We start from the raw sequence: 20851 nt of genomic DNA, 5'->3' as shown, positions 1-20851 counted from the left end.
CTGTATGAGACCGGAGCGATCAGCCTGCGGGAGATCGCCAAGGAGACCGGTCTGAACCGTTGGACGGTCGGCAAGTAGTTGAAGAACCCCGCTTCGGCCGCACCGCCGGAACGGGGAGTGGCCGCTCAGCGGCAGAGGCGGGTGGTGGACGAGGTCGCGCCGTTGATCGACGCGATGCTCAGGTCCGAGGTCTTGCTCAAGGCGTCGGTGATCCATGAGCGCCTGGTCCAGGATTACGCGGTCGCCATCAACTATCAGCGGGTGAAGCTCTATCTGCAGGAAACCCGGCCACGGATCGCGGAGGAACTGGGCAGCGCTCCCGGCGAGCTGGCGGGTCTGCACCGGCGGTTCGAAGTCGTTCCAGGTGCTCAGGCCCAGTGTGACTGGGGTGACGAGGGGAAGATCCTCGCTCATGTCGGTGTCCCGAAGGTCTACTCGTTCCACATGACGCTGTCGTACTCGCGCGATCCGTTCTGCTGTTTCACCACCGGCCAGGATCTGGCGACTTTCTTCGAGTGCCACCGCCGCGCGTTCGCGCACTTCGGCGGGGTGCCGATGAGCGTCGTCTATGACCGGACCAAGACGGTCGTGCGCCGGCACGTCGCTCCGGGCGAGGCCGTTCCGTTGCACCCGGAGGCGGTCGCCTTCGCCGGGCACTACGACTTCGACATCGACGTGCTGGCCGCCTATCGTCCGCAGGGCAAGGGGCGTGTCGAGCGCCAGGTCGGCATCGTCCGGGACCATGTGCTCGCCGGACGGGCGTTCTCCTCCGTCGAGGAGCTGAACGCCGCCTTCACCGCGTGGGTGCCACTGCGCAGGGCGAAGGTCCATGGCACACACGGCGAGGTCATCGGGCACCGGGCCGCACGCGATCACGCGGCTCTCCGTCCGCTGCCCACGACTGCGTATGTGGTCTCCCAGCGGCATCTGCGGCATGTCGGCAAGGACTGCCTGGTCGCCTTCGACGCGAACCTCTACTCGGTTCCCGCCCGCAAGGTCCGCCCTCGCCAGCTGGTCGAGGTCCGCGCGACGAAGTCGCAGATCACACTCCATGCCACCGTCGCCGACGCGAGCGGCCAGACGTTGTTGGCCGCCCATCCGCGGGCGGTCGGCCGGGGCGCCCGCATCGTTGACGAGAAGCACTGGGACGGTCTGCCCACCGGCGCCGGCCGCCGCGTCACCACCGGCGACGATCTTCCCGCGATCCGCCGCAGCGAGCCTCTCGGGGCGGCGAACGGACCGCTGCAGGCTCTGCTGAACCGGGCCGCCGCCGCGAGCGTCGAGGTCGGCCGCAGGCCGCTGTCGGTCTATGACGAGCTGACCGGCACCCGCCCCTTCACGACCAACGCACCGAAGAGGGAAGCCCGTTGAGCGAGCTGACCAGCACCCGCATCCGCACCACCGCCGTCAAACTCGGCCTGCCGCATCTGGCCGAGGCTCTGAACCAGTACGTCCAGCGGGCCGACGAGGCCAAGATGGGCTACCTCGACCTGCTCGACCTGGTGCTCTCCGAGGAACTCGCGGTCCGCGAGGACCGGCGCTTCCGCAACGGGCTGCGACTGTCGAAGCTGCCGCATCACAAGGCGCTGGAGGACTACGACTTCTCCTTCCAGCCCGAGCTCGACCCACGCAAGGTCAAGGATCTGGCCACCCTCTCCTTCGTCGAGGACAAGGCCAACGTCGCTCTGCTCGGGCCGCCCGGAGTCGGCAAGATGCATCTCGCCGTCGCCCTGGCCGTCGCGGCCTGCCGGTCCGGCTACTCGATCTACTTCACCAGCCTCGACGACATGGTCCGCCACCTCAAAGCCGCCGAGGACCAGGGCCGACTGATGAGCAAGCTGACCAGCTACCTCCGTCCCGGCGTCCTCGTGGTCGACGAGGTGGGCTACCAGCCGCTGGAGCGGGCGGAGGCCAACCTGGTCTTCCAGGTCATCTCCAGGCGCTACGAGGAAGGCTCCATCATTCTGACCTCGAACAAGATCTTCAGCGAGTGGGGCCAGGTGTTCGGCGACGAGGTGCTGGCCACCGCGATCCTCGACCGTCTCCTGCACCACTGTGAAGTCGTCTCGATCAACGGCAACAGCTACCGGCTCAAGAACCGTCTCCAGGCGATCGAGCGGGACACCGACGTGGCCTAGGCAGTGGTGCACACAACTTCGTACGCGGTGGTGCACTCAAGCGAGTACGCGGACAGTTCATCTCGTTGACGACCGGACGTTGCGACTGCTCCTGCCGCTTCCGCGTCCACGGAATGGCTTCGATAAAGGGGTGCGCGGCATCCAGGAGCTCGGCCTGCCTCTCGGGCTCCCAGCCATTGCGCTCCCAGCGGTCCTCGTCACCATCCGGGACGGGAACGACAAGGCGGTCGTAGAGGACGAGATCCGCTACCAACGCGTTGGCCACGAGGTGATCGGCCACCGAGTAACAGCCCCACAGACGAGGTGGCACCACTTACCTCCACTCTCCAAGCCGGCTACCGAATACAGCCGGAAGCTGACGCTATCGCCCCCAATCTGCCGCACGTCGAAGGCGAAGCCGGCTCCGCGCCTGGGCGGATTGAAGGGTTGGGCACGACTGCCCCCCGGTACCTGACGAGCTTCGGTGCCTGGCCTGCCCTCCCCCGGGGAGGCGGGGAGGCGGGGAGGGACGGCCGGGGGTGACGGCAGCGCACTGGTTGCCGCGCCCCCGAACCTAGACCTGAAAGTCAGGGCGGGCGGCTACTTTCGACGACGCACCCCCGCGCGGGAGATCCCGAACGGGGGTGTGGAGTCGGCGGAGCGTCGGCTTCGAGGTGATGGGCCCCCGACATCATCCAGGATGGCAGCTGACCGTCCGTTGTCCTCGGAGCGGTCACGGACGCTGACCAAGGGTTCGCCGAGTCAGCAGGGTTTCACCCACCAGACGGGGGTCCAGTCGAGATATCCGTGCTGTCCTGAGTCAGCGAAACCGGAAGAACCACCGTCAGCTCCGTACCACCATGCCCGGGTTCCAGGAGTCTGGTTGTTGAAGAACTCTCCCGGTCCGGAGAGACCGATGGGCACCATGACGCCGCACTTGGAGACGTCGAAGCTGTGGCCGTAACCATCCACTCCGCAGAAGTGCCCATAAGCGCACGGGATGGTCGAGGGTTTCGCTTCGGATATTTGCGCCGTTCCGAGTGTCACCCCCGCGGTCATGAGGATCGTGGCGAGTACGAGGTTGATTTTTCTGCTGAGCTTCACGGCGACCTTTCGTCTTGATCTTGTCGGCGGAGTTGTTGACTGGGCAATCGCAGCCCGGGTTTCGATGAGCATCGATGAACCGTTACCGAGCCCGCGATCACCGCGCGACGTCCATCCGACGTCCTGTTCGCCCGGTTGGCTGCCGGCCCTGGACAGGTCTAGCAGCTGCGTGTTGTTTGCCTTCTGAAGCTGGCACTGAACAAACAGACACTGAACAATGACCCTGGACGTGAGAGGAATGCCCCCGTGGATCTCCACAGGACGAGGGCTGATCAAGGCAGAGGTTTCACCCAGGGAGCCAGACGTTCGCCGACCGCGAGACTCTCGCGCCAGTAGCGGAAGACGGTTCCCCGGACGATGTCGAGTTGCCCTGCCGCGACCAGGCCGGAAGCAGGACTCGTCCCGCCCGCATCGGCCTCGAAGGCAACGAGTACGCGAGGTGTCTCGCCGATCTGACGGCCAATGAGTCGCACCTCGTCAGGTGTCGGCGCACGAAACACTGGGTCCTGGAAGGCGGCCGGGCACGTGACAAAGACCGGGTCGCTGAACACCAGCTCCAGGCCGTGGGCGTAGGAGATGTCGTGCCCGGCTCCCAGACGCAACTGCCCGGGGGTCCAGGCGACAATGTCCCAGTCCCACCAAGACCCCTCAGGAAGCTCGATCATGTTTCGCTGACATCTCCTCAGCCGTTGGGGCGCCTCAGCAGCCCTGCGTGTGCGTCGAGCGCGTGCCCACGCCCTTCTGGGGAAGGGCGACCCCGACCGCTGAGAGTGTCACGTTCGACGCCCTGTGGCGCCCGGTATAACCTCGTCGGACCTCCCCAGAGGAGTGTGTACCTGAGGCAAGGGGCATCCGTTCAAAGCGACGGAGTCTAAGCACCTGCACTGGCACGTCACATGCCGGGGCGAGAGCTAAGCGGAGATTCGCGGCATGAACGGCGATGACGCCCCGGCCGCGATACGCCTGACGTCCTCCGTGACCGTCACGCCCAACGACCTCCCGAACGCCCGCCGCCTGACCCAGGCCCTCCGCGCCGAACAGCTCGGCCTGTACGGCTTCGCCGACGACCCGGACACCACCCCCGAGGCGGACTTCGACCCGCCCGGGCTGTTCCTCATCGCCCACTTCGGCGAAGACGCGGTCGGGTGCGGAGGCGTACGCTTCCTCGACGAGCACACCGCAGAGATCAAACACATGTACGTCTCCAGTGACGCCCGCAGCCATGGAATCGGCGGGTACCTCCTCGAACAACTCGAACGGCACGCCGTCGGCCGCGGGGCAACGCGGATCGTGCTGGAGACCGGGCGGCGCAACACCGCCGCCCTGGCCCTCTACCACCGCACCGGTTACCTGCCCCGCCCCTCTTACGTCGCCGGACGCGACCCCCGAGTCAACCGGGCCATGGCCAAGCCTCTGGGCAGCACCTCACCATGACTGCTGGAGGACCGCCCCGTATGACGCCGGCCTCCTGCCGAGGAGGCTGAAGTACTCCGTCGCGATGATCGGCTCCCGCTTCGCTGCGGGAAGCCGGGAGAGGATTCCGGGAAGAGACCGCTCCCGCGCGGCTTCGCTGCGGTGCGCCAAGATCGCGGCCAGCTTCCGGCCCATGCAGTCGCTCACGTCGACCGTCTCGGTGACGTGCTCGTCAGGCACGCTGAGCACCTTCTTGCCGACCCGCACCAACAGCACACCCAGTTCGCCCACCCCCGAATCCGGGTGCGTCGCGGCGTACAACGCATCGGGCTGCCACGGAGCCCCGGCCCGCGGGTAAAGGTGTTCCAGGCCCGCGGCGTGGAACGCCAGCACGGCCGCCTGGTGGGTGCGGAGGTGGTCCGGGTGGCCTGTGAGCTGGCCGTAGCCGTCGTGGGTGACGACGACCTGAGGCCGTACGGCGCGGATGTGTTCGACAATCAGTCCCACCACCTCCTCCAGCGGGGCGTCGCAGAGCCGGGGCCGGCCGGGCGCGGAGTCGGGAATGTGGGCATCGGCGAATCCCAGCATCCGCGGTTTCCCAGCCCCCAGGATGTCCAGGGCGTCCGCGAGTTCATCGGCACGGTTTCTGTCGGGCGACCAGGTGGCAGTGACCACGGCGGTCGCGGCGCCCGCGGCGGCATGCTGCGCGAGGACACCGCCAGCCAAGAGGGACTCGTCGTCCGGATGGCCGAAGACGCCCAGCAGGGACGGCCGGGACGCAGTAGAGGACAGAGGCACGGGTAAGGCCCTTTCTGTTGAGCGCCGTAGCGGAAGGTGGTCCGCGGCCGGGTTACCGGCTGGAGGCGGTGTACGGCTGGAAGTTGGCGGGCGGGTGATCGATTGGGAGGCTGGGTTTCCAGGCGGTCAGGCACTGGGCGCTAGGGACGAACAGTGGTTGGGGCAGCGCGTGCAGGGGCCAGAACCTCCATGACCCGATGGTTTCCTCCCGCTGATGCGGCGTGCCGGACCAGGTGGTCACGAGGACGGGTACCGTCACGCGGACGACGTCGCCCACCTGGTCGAGGAGCGTTCCCAGTACCCGCACGTCGCCGGGGTCCGCCAGCAGGCCGGCTTCCTCATTGAGCTCGCGGACGGCGGCCTCGGCGAAGGACTCGCCCGGCTCCACGGTCCCGCCGGCCAGTTCCCAGACACCACGCCGGTGACGGCCGAGAAGGACACCGTCGGCACCCTGGACGATCACCCCGACCCCCAGCGCCGCGTTAGGTGGCGGCAGCGAACTGCTGCGAGGCCGGCTCGGCACCCGCTCAGGACGGCACGCCTCGTACAGCCGGTAGGAGACGGCGTTGTCCGACTGAGGGAATTCAATGACCGTGACGGACTGCAGGACGAAGCCGTGCTCGCCGAGCAGGGTTGCCCACCGCTCCGGCGCAAGCACCCACATGTGCACGGTGTGGTCCTCGTTGGTACCGGGAAGTCGCAGAACCTCGGGCCGTGCGGCCATTTCGTCGGAGGGTCCGTGGCCGTCGGAGTTGGTGTGCAGTGCGGAGAAGATGAGTCGGCCGCCGGGCCGGATGCCGTTGGCCAGAGCGGGCAGCAGCCGCCGCGGGTCGTTGAACGGGAGCGCGCTGACGGAGTAGACCAGGTCATACGGCTCGGCGGAGCGCAGATGGTCCGCCGCGTCGGCGCACTCCAGGCGCAGACCGCGGGTGGCCGGGTAGCGGGCGGCGGCGCGCGCGTGTTGCGCGGGGGAAGAGTCCACGGCGGTGACCCGAGCGCCCAGGGCGGCCATGTACGCGGCGTGCCTGCCGAGCCCGCTGCCAAGGTCGAGCACGCGCATCCCCGACACGTCGCCGAATACCTTGATGCCGGGGCCTGCATCGGGGATGTCCCAGGTCCACCTGTCCAGCTCGGGCAGCTCGATGGCTCGGGCGAGTTGGTGGGCGCCGTACGTGGTCCATGCGGCTGTGTTCTGTGCGTTGACATCCGGCATGCAGTGTCCTTTCGTAGCGAGAGTGGTTGGTCAGGGGTGGAGCAGCGCATGACGTCGAGGTCGGCGGTGCAGACAGTGGACTGACCGGCCGTGAGGAGCCTGGCGTCCGCGGAGATGATGGTGCGCTCCGGGCAAGGTGGACGTGGCCGCAGTGGTGCTGTTCCAGCACCGCCAGGCTGGGAGCCGGGACTGTGCTGTTGTCGTGGGCAGTGGTGATCATGATGAGCATGGCGAATGTGGGGGCCGAGGGCCGGCGGGGCCACATCGGTTGGTGGCCCCGCCGGCGGTCGGTTGGCTGATCAGCGGTCCTGGGCGAGGGCGTGCAGCTCACCCAGGAGGCTTCCCTCGGTGGCGACGAGGGCGTTGAAGGTGCCTTCTTCGCGGATGCGTCCGTGATCAAGGACGATGACACGGTCGGCCATCCGCACATTGTCCAGGCGGTGGGTGACGACTACCGTGATCCGGCCGGGAGCCAGCTCGCGGAGCTTGCGGAAGATCAAGTGCTCACCGCGGGCGTCCATTTCGCTGGTGGGCTCGTCCAGGACGAGGACGGCCGGCTGCCGGTACATCGCTCGTGCGCAGGCCACGCGCTGCCACTGTCCGCCGGAGAGTTCGTGTCCGCCCCACACAGATCGGGCCAGCAGAGTGTCGAGATGGTCTGGGAGCCCTTGCAGTACTTCGCGCATGCCGACGTCGTCTGCGGCGTCCCAGATGCGTTGGTCGGTGTGCTCGTGGGGTTGGCCGAGGGTGATGTTCTCCCGGGCGCGCAGCGGCCAGTGGCCGTTTTTCTGTGGAACGAGTCCGACGTGTCTCCATACCGTTTCCGCGTCGGCGGTGGCGAGGTCGGTGTCGTCCCAGTGGACGGTTCCGCCGGTGGGTACGGTCAGGCCGGTGAGCATGCGGATCAGGGTCGACTTGCCGGCGCCGTTCTCGCCGACCAGGGCGACTACCTCGCCGCGGTTGAGGGTGAGGTTGATTGGGTGCAGGGCGGGGGCGTCCTTGTTGGGGTAGGTGAACTCGGCTTCGCGCAGGTGGATTTGCTGTGGCGCGTTGACTTGGGTGATGCCGCGGGCGGTGGTCGTGGCGCGGACTTCGTCGATGAAGGTGTAGTAGTCGCTGAGGTAGAGGCCGTGGTGGAACATGACCGCGCCGTAGCGCACGATCGAGTTCAGGGCGCGGCCGGCTGTCTGTGAGGCGACGATGGCGGTGCCGGCGATCGCGGTGGACATAGCACCGGAGAGGGCGAGTGCGGCCAGCGCTGCCCACATGCCGAGCGTGAACAGGCCTGCGAGGGAGGCCGCGAGGAGCGTCACGAACAGGTACGGGCGGGCTCCCTCGAGCTCACGTCCTTCGACCCGGTCGCACATCGCCCGGTACCAGGAGTACAGGTAGGGGCGCATGGTGTTGGCGCGAAGCTCGTCGGCGAGCTCGGGCGTGGTGAGCCACCATCGCATCATGCCGCGCACCGTTCGAGCGGAGACGGTGCGGTCATGGACCCGGTAGTCGATGCGCGCGGCGATCACTCCGCCCAGGCCCCGGGGGAGGACCGACAGGAGCAGCACGCCCAGGAGCAGGGGGTGGAGCGAGGTGAGGACGGTAGCGGCGGACGCCAGCTGGAGGAATCCGTTGGTAAGGGTCTTGGCGTCATCAGCCAGGTCGACCGCGCGCAGGGCTCCGATCTCCGCTGCCTGGCTGCGGTCGGTGAAGCCCTCGGTGTCGTATGCGGTCAGTTCGGCCTTCATATGGAGATCGACCAGGGTGAGGTCGGCGGCGGAGGCGATCTTGGGATTCAGGCGACGGGTGGCCCAGTCTGCGAGGATCCACAGGCCGGAGCCCAGCGACATCGCGATGACCGCGACGCTCAGCGCCGGCCAGGCCTGCCCGAGCCCCGTACGGGCGTCGGAGGTGGCGAGGTGAGGTAGGGCCTTGGAAACCGCGGTGAGCATGACGGCCGTGCCGAGCCCGGACAGTACCTGGCACAGAAGGATCGTGATCGTCATGCGCCGGTCGACGGACCAGGCCAGCTTGGCCGACTGGGCGAGCGCCGTCGGGATCCGACGGGCCATGTCCCACAAGCTGGCGTCGTCCATGGCCCGACGATGCGTGCGCCCGTTGTAGTCGAGTTCGGGCGGGGCAGTGGGTTGAGGGTCCGCCGAGCGCGCAGCAGGGACTGCGGCCGCGCCTTCCGAGCCGGACAGGGACGGCGAAGTGGTGGGCGCCCGCCGTTGGGCGGTGAGGCGGCGGGGGCGCTTCACGCGAACACCCCCGCCATGAGCCGGTCCAGGGTGCGCCGCCCACGCGCGGCGACGAGCGGGTCGTTGTGCGACTCGCCCCAGACCAGTGCGCTCACCGCGTCCAGGCCTGCGAGGCACATCAACGCGTGAGACTCCTCGGATGTCAGCTCACGTCCGTACCCGCTGAAACAGGCGGCGCGCAGCTGTGGTCTGTCAGCCCAGACTTCGCAGGCCAGTTGGACGAATTCCTGGGCCACGGGCGCGAACCGCGACCGTTCGAAGTCGAGCCACGCGGAGTGTCCCGACCAGATCAGATTCCTTGGCCAGGCGTCGCCATGGATGAACCCGAGCGGCAGCGGCCCGATCATGCACAGCTCGGCTGCCAGTCGGCCCACCAGCGTGCGCTCCGCGGGAGTCAGCCGGTCCCCGGCCTCCCGCAGGTGCCTCTCCGCGCCGTGTGCTGCCGCGCGCAGCGCGCCCTGCGCCTCGGTGCGCCAGTGGCCGGTCAGGTCGCCGGCCGCGTGCAGCCGGGCCAGGAGGAGACCTGCCTGCCGGTGCGCCTCATACTCCTCTGCCGCGCTGAGAGCGAGGCTCTTCACCGGGCGGCCGGGGACGGCTGTCGTGAGCAGCGACAGGTGCTCGGCGCTGGACGCGCGCAGCTGCGGTGCCCGGCCGGCTCCCAGCGCGGGTGCCGCGTGCCGCAGGGCGAACGTCTCCCTCTGGTACATCCGCGCGTTGGGCGAGATCTTCAGGTAGTACCGGCAGCCGTCGGCACGCACGAGCTCCCAGACCCGGGAGTTCTCCCGCGGATGTGAGGCGTCCCGGATGCTCTTGACGGGTCCGGTCTCTCGCTCGGCCCAGCCGCGCAGGGTGTCCGGAAGGGCTCTCGTGCCGCTCATGCACCCCACCTCGGTGACGGTCGTGACGCGGATGCGAACGGGGCACGGCGCGCGTCTGCGGGGCGCCAGAGCATGGTGGGCATGACGGGCTGCGCGGGAGGATTTTCGAATGCAGGGTGAGTGGCGTAAAGGGGACGCACAGGATTCACGGAAGTCTCCTCGGTAGGGGTTGGGCAGAGCAGCATCCGGACAACGTCGCTGATCACGGGGTCGATACGGGGCGGACCGGGCGACTGGTCGCGCGTAAGTTCTAACGGCTGGGCCGAGGGCAAGTGGCGTCGGCGCACCTGCCTGTTCGATTCAGTCGTCAAGGTGACAACGGCCATGAAGTAACCCGGGCGGGGGATTGCGCGGGGGCATCGAGAGCACCGGTCTCCTCGGTGGGACGTGGATGGGCTGAGGTACGAAACCTTCGGCCATGCCACTGACAATCAGGCGGGTGCGGTACAGGGATCCGGACATTCCCAGCGGCCCTTCCGGCCGCGCGTACCGGCCTCGGCGCGGCCTGCTGTCCTGGGACGAAGTCAGAAGGAAGGTTTCTCGAAGCGGAGTACAGATCCCCGAAGTTGAGCGGGCGACGAGATGGCTTGAACTGCTCACCCCCCGCTTTCGAAGGAAGCAGAGTCCGGAGAGGTTGCCGCGATCACACGACCTGGCGGCTAACATCGACGCCAGGATGTTCACGAGGGCGGACCTCCGCCCGACCCAGCGACGAAAATGTCGCGGAATCGAGCGGGGCGTGCGTCCGTGCCTGCCAACTGTGCTGGGCAGACCGCGCTGCTCATCGCCTGGGTGTCGTGCATTTCGTTCATCAACTGACAGAGGCAATCAGACGGGTGCGCCGCGTTCGGACGCATGCTGGCTCATTGCTGGATGGCCTGGTGAGCCAGATGACGAGCGACTGACGCGTCCTCCCGGAGACGCTCGCCGCCGCCGCGGGTATCGGCGAGTTCGGCCTGTCCGCCCTTCTCGCCAAGGGAGAATGTGCCTCCGTGGCCGCCCACGACCACTTCTTTGAGCGTCACTGATTGCCGTTCAGTGGGTCACCGCAGCCCCCGAGCGCACAGCGAAGCTCCCACAATGAGGCGAGCACCAATGTCCGAGCACGTCCCCCTCGGTGCTGCCGCGTTGGCGTTGTCACGGGGCCGGCGGAGGTTGGGTCTGGCCAGCGGCGTTCGTGGCCGTTCGGGCGCCGAGGGACACCGCTTTCGTATCGTCGGCGTCGCTTGGTGACCGCGTGGATGTGCGAGCGGCTGGGCGACACGTCATCGCCTCGGGGGTGCGCAGGATGGTGGAGGAAGTGGTTGGGATTCGGCGGTGGGTTGCTGAGTTGTGTGGTGCTCAGTCACGTTGGTGCTGGCCGTGACCGCGTCCAGGAGGTCTCTTCCCAGGAGCGCAGGGATGTGGCCTTGGGCGAGGCCGGCCGAGGCGACTGCGGTCGACAAGGACCGGCGCTCGTCGTGGCTCATCTCCTGACGGCACACGGGATGAGCCAGGAGATCACGCGCGACGTATCCGTCCCCGGACGTCGTTGCCTCGTGGGTGAGTCGGAGCAACGCTTCGGCCTGCCGCGCTTGTGGGGAGAGGTCGAGGACGGCCAGCCCGAGGCGGGAGCGGAAGACGGCTAGCTCGGGAGCCTCGTCGAGTTCCAGGTAGTGCTTGAGCATCTTCTGGACGGGGCCGACCGGGCGTCTTCCGGCGGCGGTGAGGCAGAGCACGGCGAGGCAGGCGGCGACCGGGTGTTCCCAGCGTTCTGCCAGGGTGGTCTTGTTCAGGAACTCCAGTGCTTCGAGGGGTTGGCCGCCGAGACAGCGGGCGAGCACTTCCACCTGACGCCCGTCGAGGAGACGTTGCCCCACGCCGCGGTGCTGCTCGGTGTGCGCTCGCGCACGGTCCCATTGGCCTGCTGCGACGAGCGCGCGAGTTCCCTCGCCGAGGAGGACGGCCCACAGCCACTGGCATACCTGTTGGTGATCTGCTGCCGATGTCGTGAGGTTCTGGAAGGAGGTGGTGCGGCCGTCGATGACCGCTTCCGTCTGGGATCTCACCGCCTGGTTCAAGGAGTCGAGCAGTTGATATGCGCCGGGCCCGTCGCCGTCGCGGATGCGTAGCCGGGCCAGGTTTACCAGGGGTTCCAGGGCGTATCGGGCTTCCTGCGCGCCCAGAGGTTGAGCGCGCAGGAAGACCTCGGCGTGACGCCAGCACAGTGCGCGAGCCAGGTCCGGCATGCCGCAGTCACTTGCGATCAGCGCCGCCTTGTTGAGGGCGACCGTCGCGGAGGTCACGTTGCCGTCGCGTTCGGCGGCGGCTGCGAGGTCGGTGATCTCGCGGACTCGTTCAGCGAGGGGCGGGCACGCTGGACGTGGACGGGCAACGAGCGGAAACCGCTTCGCTATCTGGCTGGCGTCCATGTCACTGCCATTCGATGACGATGCGGTTCAGCGAGTTGTCGAAGGCGAAACGGCCGGGCTTCGATGCGAGTGGGGCCGCGTCGAGCGGCTGGATTTCGAACCCGACGTCGAGCGCGCGGAAGTCTTGGTCCCAGGTGCGGATCTGGTCCGCGATGTCTCCGGCGAGGGCTTTGGCGTCGGGACCGTGGCCGATGACACCGAACTCGTACAGGGTGGCCCCGTCGGGGGCCTTCTTCGCGTACGGGCGCCGGGTGAGGTAGGTGAGCGTGCCGTCCTTGACGACCGCGGTCGAGGATGGGTAGGGCGCGGTGACCAGCCCCTTCTTGATGGCCTCGTCCGTGGCGGGCATCTGGCTCAGGCCGTTCGGCATGGCGCAGGTGAGCCACAGTTCCAGGTACTCCGCCGACTCCGGGCCGCGGAAGGTGATGTCCGTCCACGCCTCGGCGCGCGGCTGGCGGAAGATGTCGCTCAGGGCGTCCGGGTCGACCTTCTGGTCTGCGTTGGTGACGAGGGTGACGGTGTTGTCGGGGTCCAGGGGAACGAAAACGCGCGGGTCGTCGGCGATGCCCTGGCGCAACGGCATGAAGGTGTTCATCTGGCTGCCGACGCTGCGCCAGACTCCGTCCTGGTTCTCGAACGCGATGGAGCGGGAGACGCTGCCGCGCAGGCGTAGCGGTGTGAGGAGCCGTCCGCCGGGGACGAGCTGTTCGAGCCAGGCGTGCGGAACGCCGTGGGCGCCGACGGTGGCTTCGATCCGGTCGTACGGCGCGTTGGGGGCGTGGCCTACCGCTCCGTCTCCGAGGATCACTTCCACGTTGTGGATGTCGGCTGCGGCCAGTCCGGCACGGGCGCCGTCCACGATGTCCTCGTCCACGTCGATCGTGGTGACGTGCCCCTTCTCGCCGACGAGGTAGCCGAGGAGCCCGGCGTTGAAGCCGGTGCCGGCCCCCAGCTCCAAGATCTTCTGGCCAGGCTGGACGTCGAGCTGTTCCAGCATCATGCCGACGATGTCGGGCTGCGAGGCGCAGCTGATGGAAGCGCCGCTCTCGTCGAACTTGGTGTTCACGGGGGCGTTCCCGTACGCCTTCACCAGCGGGGCGTTCGGGACGAAGAGGTGGCGGGGCACCGTCCGCATGGCTTTCTCCACGTGGGGCGTGCGCACGGATCCCTCTTGGACGAGATGGTCGATCAGCTGGGCGCGCAGTCGGTCGGCTGAACTGGCTTCGATGGTGTCCCTGTTCACCCCGCTGACCGTAGTGCTCGACGCCCCCTCGGTTCGGGTGGACGCGGCGTTGTCGCTCGTTCCCATGACTACCTTTTTCGCGAGTGTTGACAAGGTGTGCTGGTCCTCCGCGGGGAGGCCCAAACGGTTCCAGTGGAAGATGCCGTGGTGGGCGATCACGGCCCGCAGTCCTCGCTCTAGGATGCCCTGGCGGTTGAGGTCTGCGAGCTGCTGGCCGACCCACTCGAAGGTGGCTATCCACTCGGCCAGCGGCGCGAGTCGGCCCTGGGTGACGCTGCGGCTGGTGGTGCTGATGTCGACCGTCATCAACCGGTGGACGGCGGCTCTGTGCCGTTGCGGATTGCGGATCTCGTCGCCGGGGCGTTCGGCCGCGATCCTCGCCCAGACGTCGCCCTGCTCGTACCGGTCGAGTCCCGCTGCACGCATCGCCACGCTCGGCAGGAGAACCGCCAGCTCGCGGCGCCCGAGCCCGGGGGCGCTCTCAGCCTGCTCGCGGGCCAACTCGTCCATCAGGTGGCGGCTGTCGTAGTGGAACAGGGTGTGCGCGATCCTCATGGCGGCCGGACCGCCGAAGGCGGTCTCTTCCGGCTCGTAGATGCCCCGCGTCCAGGAGGCGAGGACGCCGGCTTCGACCAGCTCGTCCAGGGCAGCGTCCAGGACCTTCGCGGAGTCCGGGCCCGCCGGGCGGTACCGCAAACGCCACCAGGGGAACTTCCGCAGGAACGACCACTGGGCCAGTTCCGACTCCTGGGCGGTCAGTACCGGGAGCAGATGCTCCACGGCGGCGGCCTCCGCACAGCTCCAGTCGGTGAACTGGATGAGGCGTTGCGGCCATTCGTCCGCTGCCATTTTCCCTCACTTCAAGGCTAGTTGGTCAAGAAACAGGTGTCCCACCCGGACACGGACGGTGTTCCGGTGTGGAAGGAGTGGAGGGCAAGGGCGGTGCCTGCGGCACCTTCGAGGAGCCCGATGTCCCCGCCGCCGGGAGGGCCGATCAGGGAGTCCGCCAGCGTGCCGGGCGCGGTGTTGGTGATTGGGGTTAGGAGCAGGGGCAGGCACTCGGTGAGGCCGGGGGTGAGGGCGTCGGCGGCGGCGAGTTGCGTGATGTGCGCCAGGCCCGCGAAGCCGTGGCACAGAGAGACGTCCACGGTCGCGTCGAGTTGGCCGGGGTCGGTCATGGCGCGCAGGAGGGCAAATTCGGCGGCTTGCTGGCGCGCCGGGTCCTTGATGGCCAGCGCGGCGAGCTGCTGGGCGCGGGCGAATCCTGCGGTGCCGTAGCACCAGGACGGCCGGGAGGGGCCGGGGCCGGTCGTGCCGGATCGTAGCTGCTCGCGGGTGATCCAGTACGGCCACCACGGTCCTTCGGGGCCGTCCTGCTGCCAGTGGTCGAGCCAGGTCAGGATGCGGGTGATCGCGTCGCGGTGGCCGTCGACGCTGATGCCGCGGCGGGCCGCGCGGGAGAGCACAGCGAGGGGGCCGCCGATGCCGTGGGCGACGCCGTTGTTGGCGTGCCCTTCCGGATACTGCGGGGAGGTCGTGCCAGAGGGGGTGAGGTGGCTCCACCAGCCGGGCAGGAGTTCCCCGTCGTGCTTGACCGGCTCGGTCAGCCGGACCAGGTAGGTCAGGATTTCCCGGAGGACGTCGGTGTGGGCGTCGCGGTGCAGCAGGAGCGCGCCCATCCCGCTCAGGCCGCGGACAGCGTCGAATTCGGCCAGCGCGGGCGTCTCGCCCCGGTCCATGCGCGCGTGGGCGTCCGCGAGCCGGTCCCGGATCGCCGTCGTGACGTACTGGTCGAGGGTGTCCAAGGCGCGGGCGTAGCGTCCGGGGCGGTCGGCGGCGGCGTGCAGGGCATAGGCGAGTGAGGGGGCGCCGTAGTAGAGGTGGCTGTCCGGGCCGCCGACGGCGGGTTCGGCTGCGGCGCAGGCGAGCCAGTCGTGGGCGCGCTGCCACGGCCCCTGATCGGTACGGGCCCGCTCGATGTGCAGCAGTGCGACACCGACCGCGCCGTGTGCGAGCGACTGCGGCCACCAGCCCTGACGGTGATGCAGCCCCTGTACGTTCTGCGGTGTGGCCAGCCGCTCGGCGATGGTGTCGGCGGCGGCTCGTGCGCTGTCACGCAGGTTCATGGTGATCTCCTCGGTGGGTCCAGGCCATTGCGGCGGCGTGGGCCAGCCGTACGCACATCCGCTCGTCGTCCTTGTCGATGCCGGCGGCGCGGATGTGGTGGGCGTGCAGCAGCGAGTCGAGGACGAGGTTCGGGTCGATGCCGCCGGACGCGTCCAGCTTCTGCCGGTAGCGGGCCAGGGTGTCGTCGCGCTCGCTCCAGGCGGCGGCGATGGCCGCGCCGCCGGGGGCTGCGCGCAGGGCCGCCCAGTTGTTGGTCGGATCGGCCAGGCGTACCGCCTGGCCGAGCACCGTCCGGTCTAGGGGGCGCGGGTCGCTGATCCGGCCGTGGGCGATCAGCCAGTTCATGCCGGCCGCGGTACTGCCGGTGAAGGCGGCAGTGAGGGAGACGAAGTTCGCTGCGGCGAGAGCCTGTCGGTGGGGGTGGGTGCTCTGGGCGAACTGGACGACCAGGGCTCGGGAGTCGGCGCCGAAGACGTCTTCGGCCAGGCTCATCAGTGGCCCGGCACCCCATCGGCCGGTCTCTGGGTAGGAGGTCGCGAACTGCATGTCGGTGAGGAGCCCGGCATGGCGCAGTCCGTTCGCCCAGGCACTGACGCGTTGCGCGGTGACCGTGAAGTCCTGTTCGCTGGGGACCGCGATGCGCAGGCGTAGGTGCCATCGAGGGTCGCGGTACCGCATGTACCACCAGGTCGGCTGCTCGGTCCACTGGCCGAGAAACGCGGGAAGGTGGTCGGCAAGGATCTCGGGCTGTCGTTCGACGTGCCCGTACAGCTTGATCAGCAGCCAGGAGGCGGTGCCCGGAAGGTGACCGTGGTCGCGCGTGACGATCTGGTCGGCGGTCACGGGCGGGACGGTCGGCCACTGCGGCGAGCGGACGGCCGTCATCGGGGCGATGACCTCGTGGGCCCGTCCGTCGAACCAGCCCCCGTCGGATTCCGCTTCGGTCAGGGCGGCCGATTCGTGGGTGTCCAGGTGGGCGCGCAGCAGCGCGAGGTGCGCGCGCTCGGAGAGGTCCAGCGGCAGGAGCTGGTCGCCTTCGGCCAGCGCGACTTCGTCCGGAACTCGGCGGCGGGTGCGCCACGCATCGGCGGCCTTGTGCCACTCCTCCCAGGAGACGCGGCGGTCGGGCAGTTCCGACCGGTCCAGTCGCCACCTCGCCGGGGAGAGGATCGCGCGCCCGTATCGCACGCGCGGCAGGTATGGCAGGGCTGTGGCAGACGCCCAGGGGAAGACGGTCAGGACGGCGGTTTGGGAGCGGCTGATCTCGGTGAGGAAGCGCGCGAGCGGCGGCGTGTGGCCGCGCAGGTCCAGAGCGTGCAGCGTCATGGGGTCCAGCGGGCACGCGCGGGAGATGGATACGAGGTAGAGCCTGCGGCGGTCGCAGCCTACGGCGAGGTCGTCGAGCGTGATGGTGCGCGCATCCACCGGGCGGTGCTCCGCCAGGCTGATGACGGCCGGCAGGAGTTCGGCAACACGGGTGACGTTGGTGTCGCCCCTGTCGAGTGGAGCGAAGGAGACCTGCGTGGGCACCGAGCCGGTCGCGTTGACCGGTAGCCCCTCCAGCATGACGGCCGCGCGGGCCTGATCGTCGGGTGTGAGCAGACAGAGGCTTCGGCCGATCGTGGTACCGATCCCGCGGGAGGGGGCGATGCCGTGGAGGGCGAAGTCTCCTCTTTCCAGGGCTTCTTGTGACGTGGCGCGGATCTGGAAGCGCAGCTCCGTGTGGGCCGGTACCTGCGGGGCCTCTCGGTCTCCGACCGTCAGTGTGCGGATCAGGTCCTCGTCCAGGCTGATTTCGTCGCGGCCGTCAAGGACAGCCGCTTGGGCGAGGGAGAGCAACCGCTGTTCACGGGAGGTCAGGGCCTCACGCAGTTCAGGTTCCGCGTCGCGGTAACCAACCGGGAACCCGAGTCCGATGTCCGGGTCCACCAAGTCCCGAAGCGGGACGAGCGAGTTGATGCCGTACCGCTCGAAGAACCGATTGTGGAAGTCCTTCCACGCGGGAGTGCCGAAAGGATACGCACTCAGCCGGGCCAGCACCGTGGCGGCCTCCTCCGCCTCGCGCGCAACTTGCGGGGGCAGAGTGAGGGAGCAGTCCATGCGCAGGTCCAGCGTGAGCGGCTGGGCCTTGACGGTGCTCAAGGTGGTCATCTTCTGACGCAAGGCGGTGCGCAGGCGCCGACCGTCCGCCGGGGCGAGTACCTGGTTGTGCTGGGCGATGGCGTCGCGGACCGCCCGTAGGTCGGCCACGAGGTCGGCAGTCGACGGCGCGCCGACAGCTTCGGCCTGCGCGACCAGGTGGCCCAGGGCATCGAGGGTGGCAGACGGCGCGTGCAGACTGCTGATGAGCACACCGCGCTCGACCAGGCTGCTGACGAGCCCTTCCACCCGGTCAGCGGGAACGTCGGGGAACTCGGTTCTCATCAGTTCGACCACCGCGTGGCCGGGGACGGGCGAGGCGGCGGCGTCGACGGCGATACGTACGGCACCGGTGTACCGGAGGGACACTTCGGCAGCCGGATTGTCCCCCGTGCGACGTGAGCGGGGCGGATAGGGCACGATCAGCCGATCACCCCGTACGAAGACGGTGTTGTTGGCCATCACATCCAGGTGTCGCAGGAGTTCAGGGTCTGCTTCCAGGAGGGCAATCAGGTCCGCGATCCAGTCGCCATCGGCACGTACGGCGGGACGGTGCCACTCACCCCAGGACCATCCCGGCCGCTCCCCAAACGAGGCGTGCGCGATGCCGGCGAACAGACCGTTCGGGGTCGCTCGGCCTGTCATCCGCAGCATGTACCGCATGACCGAGACCACTGCGCGGCGGAGCTGACGGGGCTCGGGGCTGGCCGCCGAGCACAGGGTCTCGACCTGCTGCGCGAGCAGGGGGCTGGCCTGCTCGATGGAGTCGGCGGCCTCGGGCAGCGACCAGATGGCGCGCAGCCACGTCTGCCACCGCAGCTTTTGGGCCGGGGTGTCGTCGGTGAGGTCCGGCCACGCGGGAAGCGGCAGCCTGGAGTAACGGGCGGCGCGCACCAGCGCAGCGTCCGCACACCGGTACAGCGGGCCGTCCTTCCTGGAATCCATGCACCCTCCCTGGTTGTGGCGTGTTTGGGGGCCAGCCCGCGCGGCGGAAGGCCGCGCGGGCTGGCAGATCGGCGCGCCGGGGTCAGGCCACGTTGGTGGCGCAGGACCCCTGGCAGCTCGGCTTGCAGCCGTCGTCCGTCAGGTTGATCACCGTGGCGGACCCGTCGCCGGACTCCAGGACGCTGATGTCCAGGTCGAATGCGTCACCGTCCGCCATGGCGTTCGGGGGCTGCATCTGGCTCTTGATGGTGTTAGCGCTCATGCGGATCTCTCCCTACTCGTGTTGGGGGGAAGATGTTCAGGCCACGTTGGTGGCGCACGGGCTGGAGCAGGTGCTGCCGCAGCCGTCGTCGGTGAGGTTGATCAGCGTGGCCTGTCCGTCGCCGGACTCCAGGACGCTGATGTCCAGGTCGAACTCGTCGTTTTCCATCTGCTGTCTTCCTCCATAGGTGTGCGCGGCTCCGGTCGAGCCGCGGGGTACGTGCCGCGTGGGCGGCGCCGGCACGGCATGGGCGCCGTGCTGGTGGTCTGGTGTGGTCAGGAGCCGTTGGATATGCAGGTGTTGCCGCCGCACGTAGACCCGCAGCCGCCATCGGACGCGATGCTCGTTACGAGCATCCCGCCGGACTCGATGATGGTGATGTCGAGGTCGAACGGGTCCTGCCGGGCCTTGGCTACGGTGGTGCTCGCGAGCTGTTCGGTCACCCTGGGAGTCACGGCCGTACCTCCAGATGGCTGAGGTGTTACCTGCTTGGTGTTGCTGGCGGCCGAGACATTCCGGGGCGGACCATAGGCAGCCACCCCTCTCAGCTCGTTCTCTACGATTCCCCAGTCCGGTTAGACAGGCTGGGCGTTGTACGGCTCGTGGTGCCGGGACCTCGGTCGACCGGCCTCCTAAGCGCCCTCGTCGAGGTCGGTTCTGCGGTGTATGGCGGCGGGCGCCCGCCGTCGCCTCAGCGCAGTGACGGCGGCTCGAACACGCTCCTGCAGGCGCTGCCGTCCGGCGCTGGTGCGCTTCGGCTCCCCGTCGAGGTGCGGAGCCGTCGCCTGCCGGCACCAGGCGGCAGGGCATCGGGGCGACGAGTGCGGCCCGACGTTCGTGGAGTAGGGGCGCCTCATGCCTCCGCCGCCTCTCCCATGAGGTCGAGCAAGGTGAGAACCGCGTTCGCGAAACGCACGAGATGGCCGGGTCCGGCTGTTCAGGTAGGGGGACGGTCGGCGTGGTCGTTGACTGCGTTCATGAGCGCGGCGGCCAGTACGCGGGTGTCGGTGTGCAGGTGGCCGGAGTTGGGGGTGATGAGCCAGTACGGTCCGGGCGGGGACTGTTTGCTGTGCGGGGGGAGGATGACGAAGGTGCTCTCGCTGAGTGGTGAGGACTGCGGGCAGGTCCAGTGTGCGGTGCTGCCTGGGGGGACAAGGAAGTACAGGGCCCGGTCGGTGGGCTCGACCATGACGGCGCCGGGTTTCGGCAGGGCGTGCAGGACCTGCAGGCCGACGAATCGTGGGATTTTGACCGCGTCCCATTCGAGGCCGGCGGCTGCGATTCGGGTGTGGCCGGCCGGCGCGTGGTGGGGCCTGTCCATGGTCCGCCTCTTCCGTGTGCCGGGTAGATGCGAGGACAGTACGGCTGCACAGAGGTCAGGACCCGGACTGAGAGACCGGGTGGTCCCCCAGTACGGGTATCGGTGTGAGGGCCGCCAGGCTGGTTGAACCAGCCGGGGTCACAGAAGATGGAGCCGTTCGGCCAGCTCGGTTGCCTGACGCCGGTAGGTGGGGCGTCCTCGTTCCACCAAGGACACGACCAGCGTGCGGGCGAGCGGACTGCGCTGAAGGTCCTCCGGCGCGAACTCCTCGAGTTCCAGGAGGTGGATCAGCACCGCCGCGTCCTCACGGCGCAGGCTGTAACACTGGGCAACCGACAACGCGAACGTGAACTGCCGCTCCCTCGACGGAAGCCGAGCGGTCTCGACCTTGTCCGCTACGCGCAGCGCCTCCACGGCGTTGCCGTCGAGCATTTCCGCCGAGACGGCGTGCAGGAAGGCGTTGGTGGGGCCGAACGCCCTCCGCGCATCGCGCTGCTCCCCGCGCTCGCAGGGACGGACCCTCGATGGCGCCAACCTGCGTCAGGGTGAACGGCTGCTCCCGCATGACGCGGGTCGCAGAGTCGTGGTTGCCGTCCTTGCTCAGCGGCGGGGCGGACGGCCGGCA

Annotated in this window: 18 protein-coding genes; 3 read left to right on the top strand and 15 right to left on the bottom strand. The window is 68.7% G+C overall.

Features of this window, described 5'->3' with window-relative positions:
- Nucleotides 1-117 precede the first annotated feature (117 nt).
- Complete coding sequence (gene istA / locus OHS57_RS00160) at nucleotides 118-1371, top strand: IS21 family transposase (protein WP_443042815.1); 1254 nt, start codon at nucleotides 118-120, stop codon at nucleotides 1369-1371.
- A complete protein-coding gene (gene istB, locus OHS57_RS00155) occupies nucleotides 1368-2138 on the top strand; it encodes an IS21-like element helper ATPase IstB (protein WP_328580451.1) in 771 nt (256 codons plus the stop codon). Before istA ends, istB begins: the two co-directional genes overlap by 4 nt.
- A 741-nt stretch (nucleotides 2139-2879) precedes the next feature.
- Here istB and OHS57_RS00150 read toward each other — a convergent pair.
- Together OHS57_RS00150 and OHS57_RS00145 are read right to left on the bottom strand one after the other, a co-directional pair.
- Nucleotides 2880-3293 carry a hypothetical protein gene (locus tag OHS57_RS00150; protein ID WP_328580450.1) on the bottom strand — a complete coding sequence of 138 codons (414 nt, stop codon included), beginning with the start codon at nucleotides 3291-3293 and terminating at the stop codon, nucleotides 2880-2882.
- Between the two features lie 200 nt (nucleotides 3294-3493).
- The gene (locus OHS57_RS00145; RefSeq protein ID WP_328580449.1) at nucleotides 3494-3886 is read right to left on the bottom strand and encodes a hypothetical protein; all 393 of its coding nucleotides are present in this window, start codon (nucleotides 3884-3886) and stop codon (nucleotides 3494-3496) included.
- Nucleotides 3887-4151: 265 nt separating this feature from the next.
- Between OHS57_RS00145 and OHS57_RS00140 the strand changes: the two genes are divergently transcribed.
- Complete coding sequence (locus tag OHS57_RS00140) at nucleotides 4152-4655, top strand: GNAT family N-acetyltransferase (RefSeq protein WP_328580448.1); 504 nt, start codon at nucleotides 4152-4154, stop codon at nucleotides 4653-4655.
- Here the strand turns inward: OHS57_RS00140 and OHS57_RS00135 are convergent.
- The 13 genes from OHS57_RS00135 to OHS57_RS00075 form a co-directional block, all read right to left on the bottom strand.
- Nucleotides 4647-5432, bottom strand: coding sequence for a PIG-L deacetylase family protein (locus OHS57_RS00135; protein ID WP_328580447.1), 786 nt, complete (start codon nucleotides 5430-5432; stop codon nucleotides 4647-4649). The two genes, OHS57_RS00140 and OHS57_RS00135, sit on opposite strands and share 9 nt — an antisense overlap.
- Nucleotides 5433-5484: 52 nt before the next feature.
- On the bottom strand, nucleotides 5485-6645 hold the full coding sequence (locus OHS57_RS00130; RefSeq protein WP_328580446.1) for a bifunctional class I SAM-dependent methyltransferase/NUDIX hydrolase: 1161 nt from the start codon (nucleotides 6643-6645) through the stop codon (nucleotides 5485-5487).
- A 299-nt stretch (nucleotides 6646-6944) separates the two neighbouring features.
- A complete protein-coding gene (locus OHS57_RS00125) occupies nucleotides 6945-8735 on the bottom strand; it encodes an ABC transporter ATP-binding protein (protein ID WP_328580445.1) in 1791 nt (596 codons plus the stop codon).
- A 161-nt stretch (nucleotides 8736-8896) separates the two neighbouring features.
- A complete protein-coding gene (locus OHS57_RS00120; protein WP_328580444.1) occupies nucleotides 8897-9778 on the bottom strand; it encodes an aminoglycoside phosphotransferase family protein in 882 nt (293 codons plus the stop codon).
- A gap of 1265 nt (nucleotides 9779-11043) precedes the next feature.
- The gene (locus tag OHS57_RS00115; protein ID WP_328580443.1) at nucleotides 11044-12189 is read right to left on the bottom strand and encodes a hypothetical protein; all 1146 of its coding nucleotides are present in this window, start codon (nucleotides 12187-12189) and stop codon (nucleotides 11044-11046) included.
- A gap of 1 nt (nucleotide 12190) precedes the next feature.
- Nucleotides 12191-14281, bottom strand: a complete 2091-nt coding sequence (fxlM, locus tag OHS57_RS00110; RefSeq protein WP_328580442.1) for a methyltransferase, FxLD system — start codon at nucleotides 14279-14281, stop codon at nucleotides 12191-12193.
- 17 nt (nucleotides 14282-14298) lie between these two features.
- The gene (locus OHS57_RS00105) at nucleotides 14299-15558 is read right to left on the bottom strand and encodes a lanthionine synthetase C family protein (RefSeq protein WP_328580441.1); all 1260 of its coding nucleotides are present in this window, start codon (nucleotides 15556-15558) and stop codon (nucleotides 14299-14301) included.
- Nucleotides 15545-18643 (bottom strand): lantibiotic dehydratase, encoded by a 3099-nt coding sequence (locus OHS57_RS00100; RefSeq protein WP_328580440.1) that lies wholly within the window; start codon nucleotides 18641-18643, stop codon nucleotides 15545-15547. Before OHS57_RS00100 ends, OHS57_RS00105 begins: the two co-directional genes overlap by 14 nt.
- Nucleotides 18644-18725: 82 nt before the next feature.
- Nucleotides 18726-18905 (bottom strand): FxLD family lanthipeptide, encoded by a 180-nt coding sequence (locus OHS57_RS00095; RefSeq protein ID WP_328580439.1) that lies wholly within the window; start codon nucleotides 18903-18905, stop codon nucleotides 18726-18728.
- Nucleotides 18906-18941: 36 nt separating this feature from the next.
- Nucleotides 18942-19073, bottom strand: a complete 132-nt coding sequence (locus OHS57_RS00090) for an FxLD family lanthipeptide (RefSeq protein WP_159528270.1) — start codon at nucleotides 19071-19073, stop codon at nucleotides 18942-18944.
- A gap of 107 nt (nucleotides 19074-19180) precedes the next feature.
- The gene (locus tag OHS57_RS00085; RefSeq protein WP_328580438.1) at nucleotides 19181-19360 is read right to left on the bottom strand and encodes an FxLD family lanthipeptide; all 180 of its coding nucleotides are present in this window, start codon (nucleotides 19358-19360) and stop codon (nucleotides 19181-19183) included.
- A 482-nt stretch (nucleotides 19361-19842) separates the two neighbouring features.
- On the bottom strand, nucleotides 19843-20226 hold the full coding sequence (locus tag OHS57_RS00080; RefSeq protein WP_328580437.1) for a hypothetical protein: 384 nt from the start codon (nucleotides 20224-20226) through the stop codon (nucleotides 19843-19845).
- Nucleotides 20227-20364: 138 nt separating this feature from the next.
- The gene (locus tag OHS57_RS00075; RefSeq protein WP_328580436.1) at nucleotides 20365-20760 is read right to left on the bottom strand and encodes a hypothetical protein; all 396 of its coding nucleotides are present in this window, start codon (nucleotides 20758-20760) and stop codon (nucleotides 20365-20367) included.
- Nucleotides 20761-20851 lie beyond the last annotated feature (91 nt).

The sequence above is a fragment of the Streptomyces sp. NBC_00370 genome, assembly GCF_036084755.1.
In the GTDB taxonomy this organism is placed as follows: domain Bacteria; phylum Actinomycetota; class Actinomycetes; order Streptomycetales; family Streptomycetaceae; genus Streptomyces.
The sequence above is the reverse complement of the archived record's forward strand: the minus strand, read 5'-3'. Positions and strand labels throughout refer to the sequence as shown.

Bases quoted from the DNA above. Each gene is read 5' to 3' on its own strand.
- OHS57_RS00150 (WP_328580450.1), bottom strand. From the start codon at position 3,293: ATGCTCATCGAAACCCGGGCTGCGATTGCCCAGTCAACAACTCCGCCG.
- OHS57_RS00145 (WP_328580449.1), bottom strand. From the start codon at position 3,886: ATGATCGAGCTTCCTGAGGGGTCTTGGTGGGACTGGGACATTGTCGCC.
- OHS57_RS00140 (WP_328580448.1), top strand. From the start codon at position 4,152: ATGAACGGCGATGACGCCCCGGCCGCGATACGCCTGACGTCCTCCGTG.
- OHS57_RS00130 (WP_328580446.1), bottom strand. From the start codon at position 6,645: ATGCCGGATGTCAACGCACAGAACACAGCCGCATGGACCACGTACGGC.
- OHS57_RS00125 (WP_328580445.1), bottom strand. From the start codon at position 8,735: ATGGACGACGCCAGCTTGTGGGACATGGCCCGTCGGATCCCGACGGCG.
- OHS57_RS00120 (WP_328580444.1), bottom strand. From the start codon at position 9,778: ATGAGCGGCACGAGAGCCCTTCCGGACACCCTGCGCGGCTGGGCCGAG.
- OHS57_RS00115 (WP_328580443.1), bottom strand. From the start codon at position 12,189: ATGGACGCCAGCCAGATAGCGAAGCGGTTTCCGCTCGTTGCCCGTCCA.
- fxlM (WP_328580442.1), bottom strand. From the start codon at position 14,281: ATGGCAGCGGACGAATGGCCGCAACGCCTCATCCAGTTCACCGACTGG.
- OHS57_RS00105 (WP_328580441.1), bottom strand. From the start codon at position 15,558: ATGAACCTGCGTGACAGCGCACGAGCCGCCGCCGACACCATCGCCGAG.
- OHS57_RS00100 (WP_328580440.1), bottom strand. From the start codon at position 18,643: ATGGATTCCAGGAAGGACGGCCCGCTGTACCGGTGTGCGGACGCTGCG.
- OHS57_RS00095 (WP_328580439.1), bottom strand. From the start codon at position 18,905: ATGAGCGCTAACACCATCAAGAGCCAGATGCAGCCCCCGAACGCCATG.
- OHS57_RS00090 (WP_159528270.1), bottom strand. From the start codon at position 19,073: ATGGAAAACGACGAGTTCGACCTGGACATCAGCGTCCTGGAGTCCGGC.
- OHS57_RS00080 (WP_328580437.1), bottom strand. From the start codon at position 20,226: ATGGACAGGCCCCACCACGCGCCGGCCGGCCACACCCGAATCGCAGCC.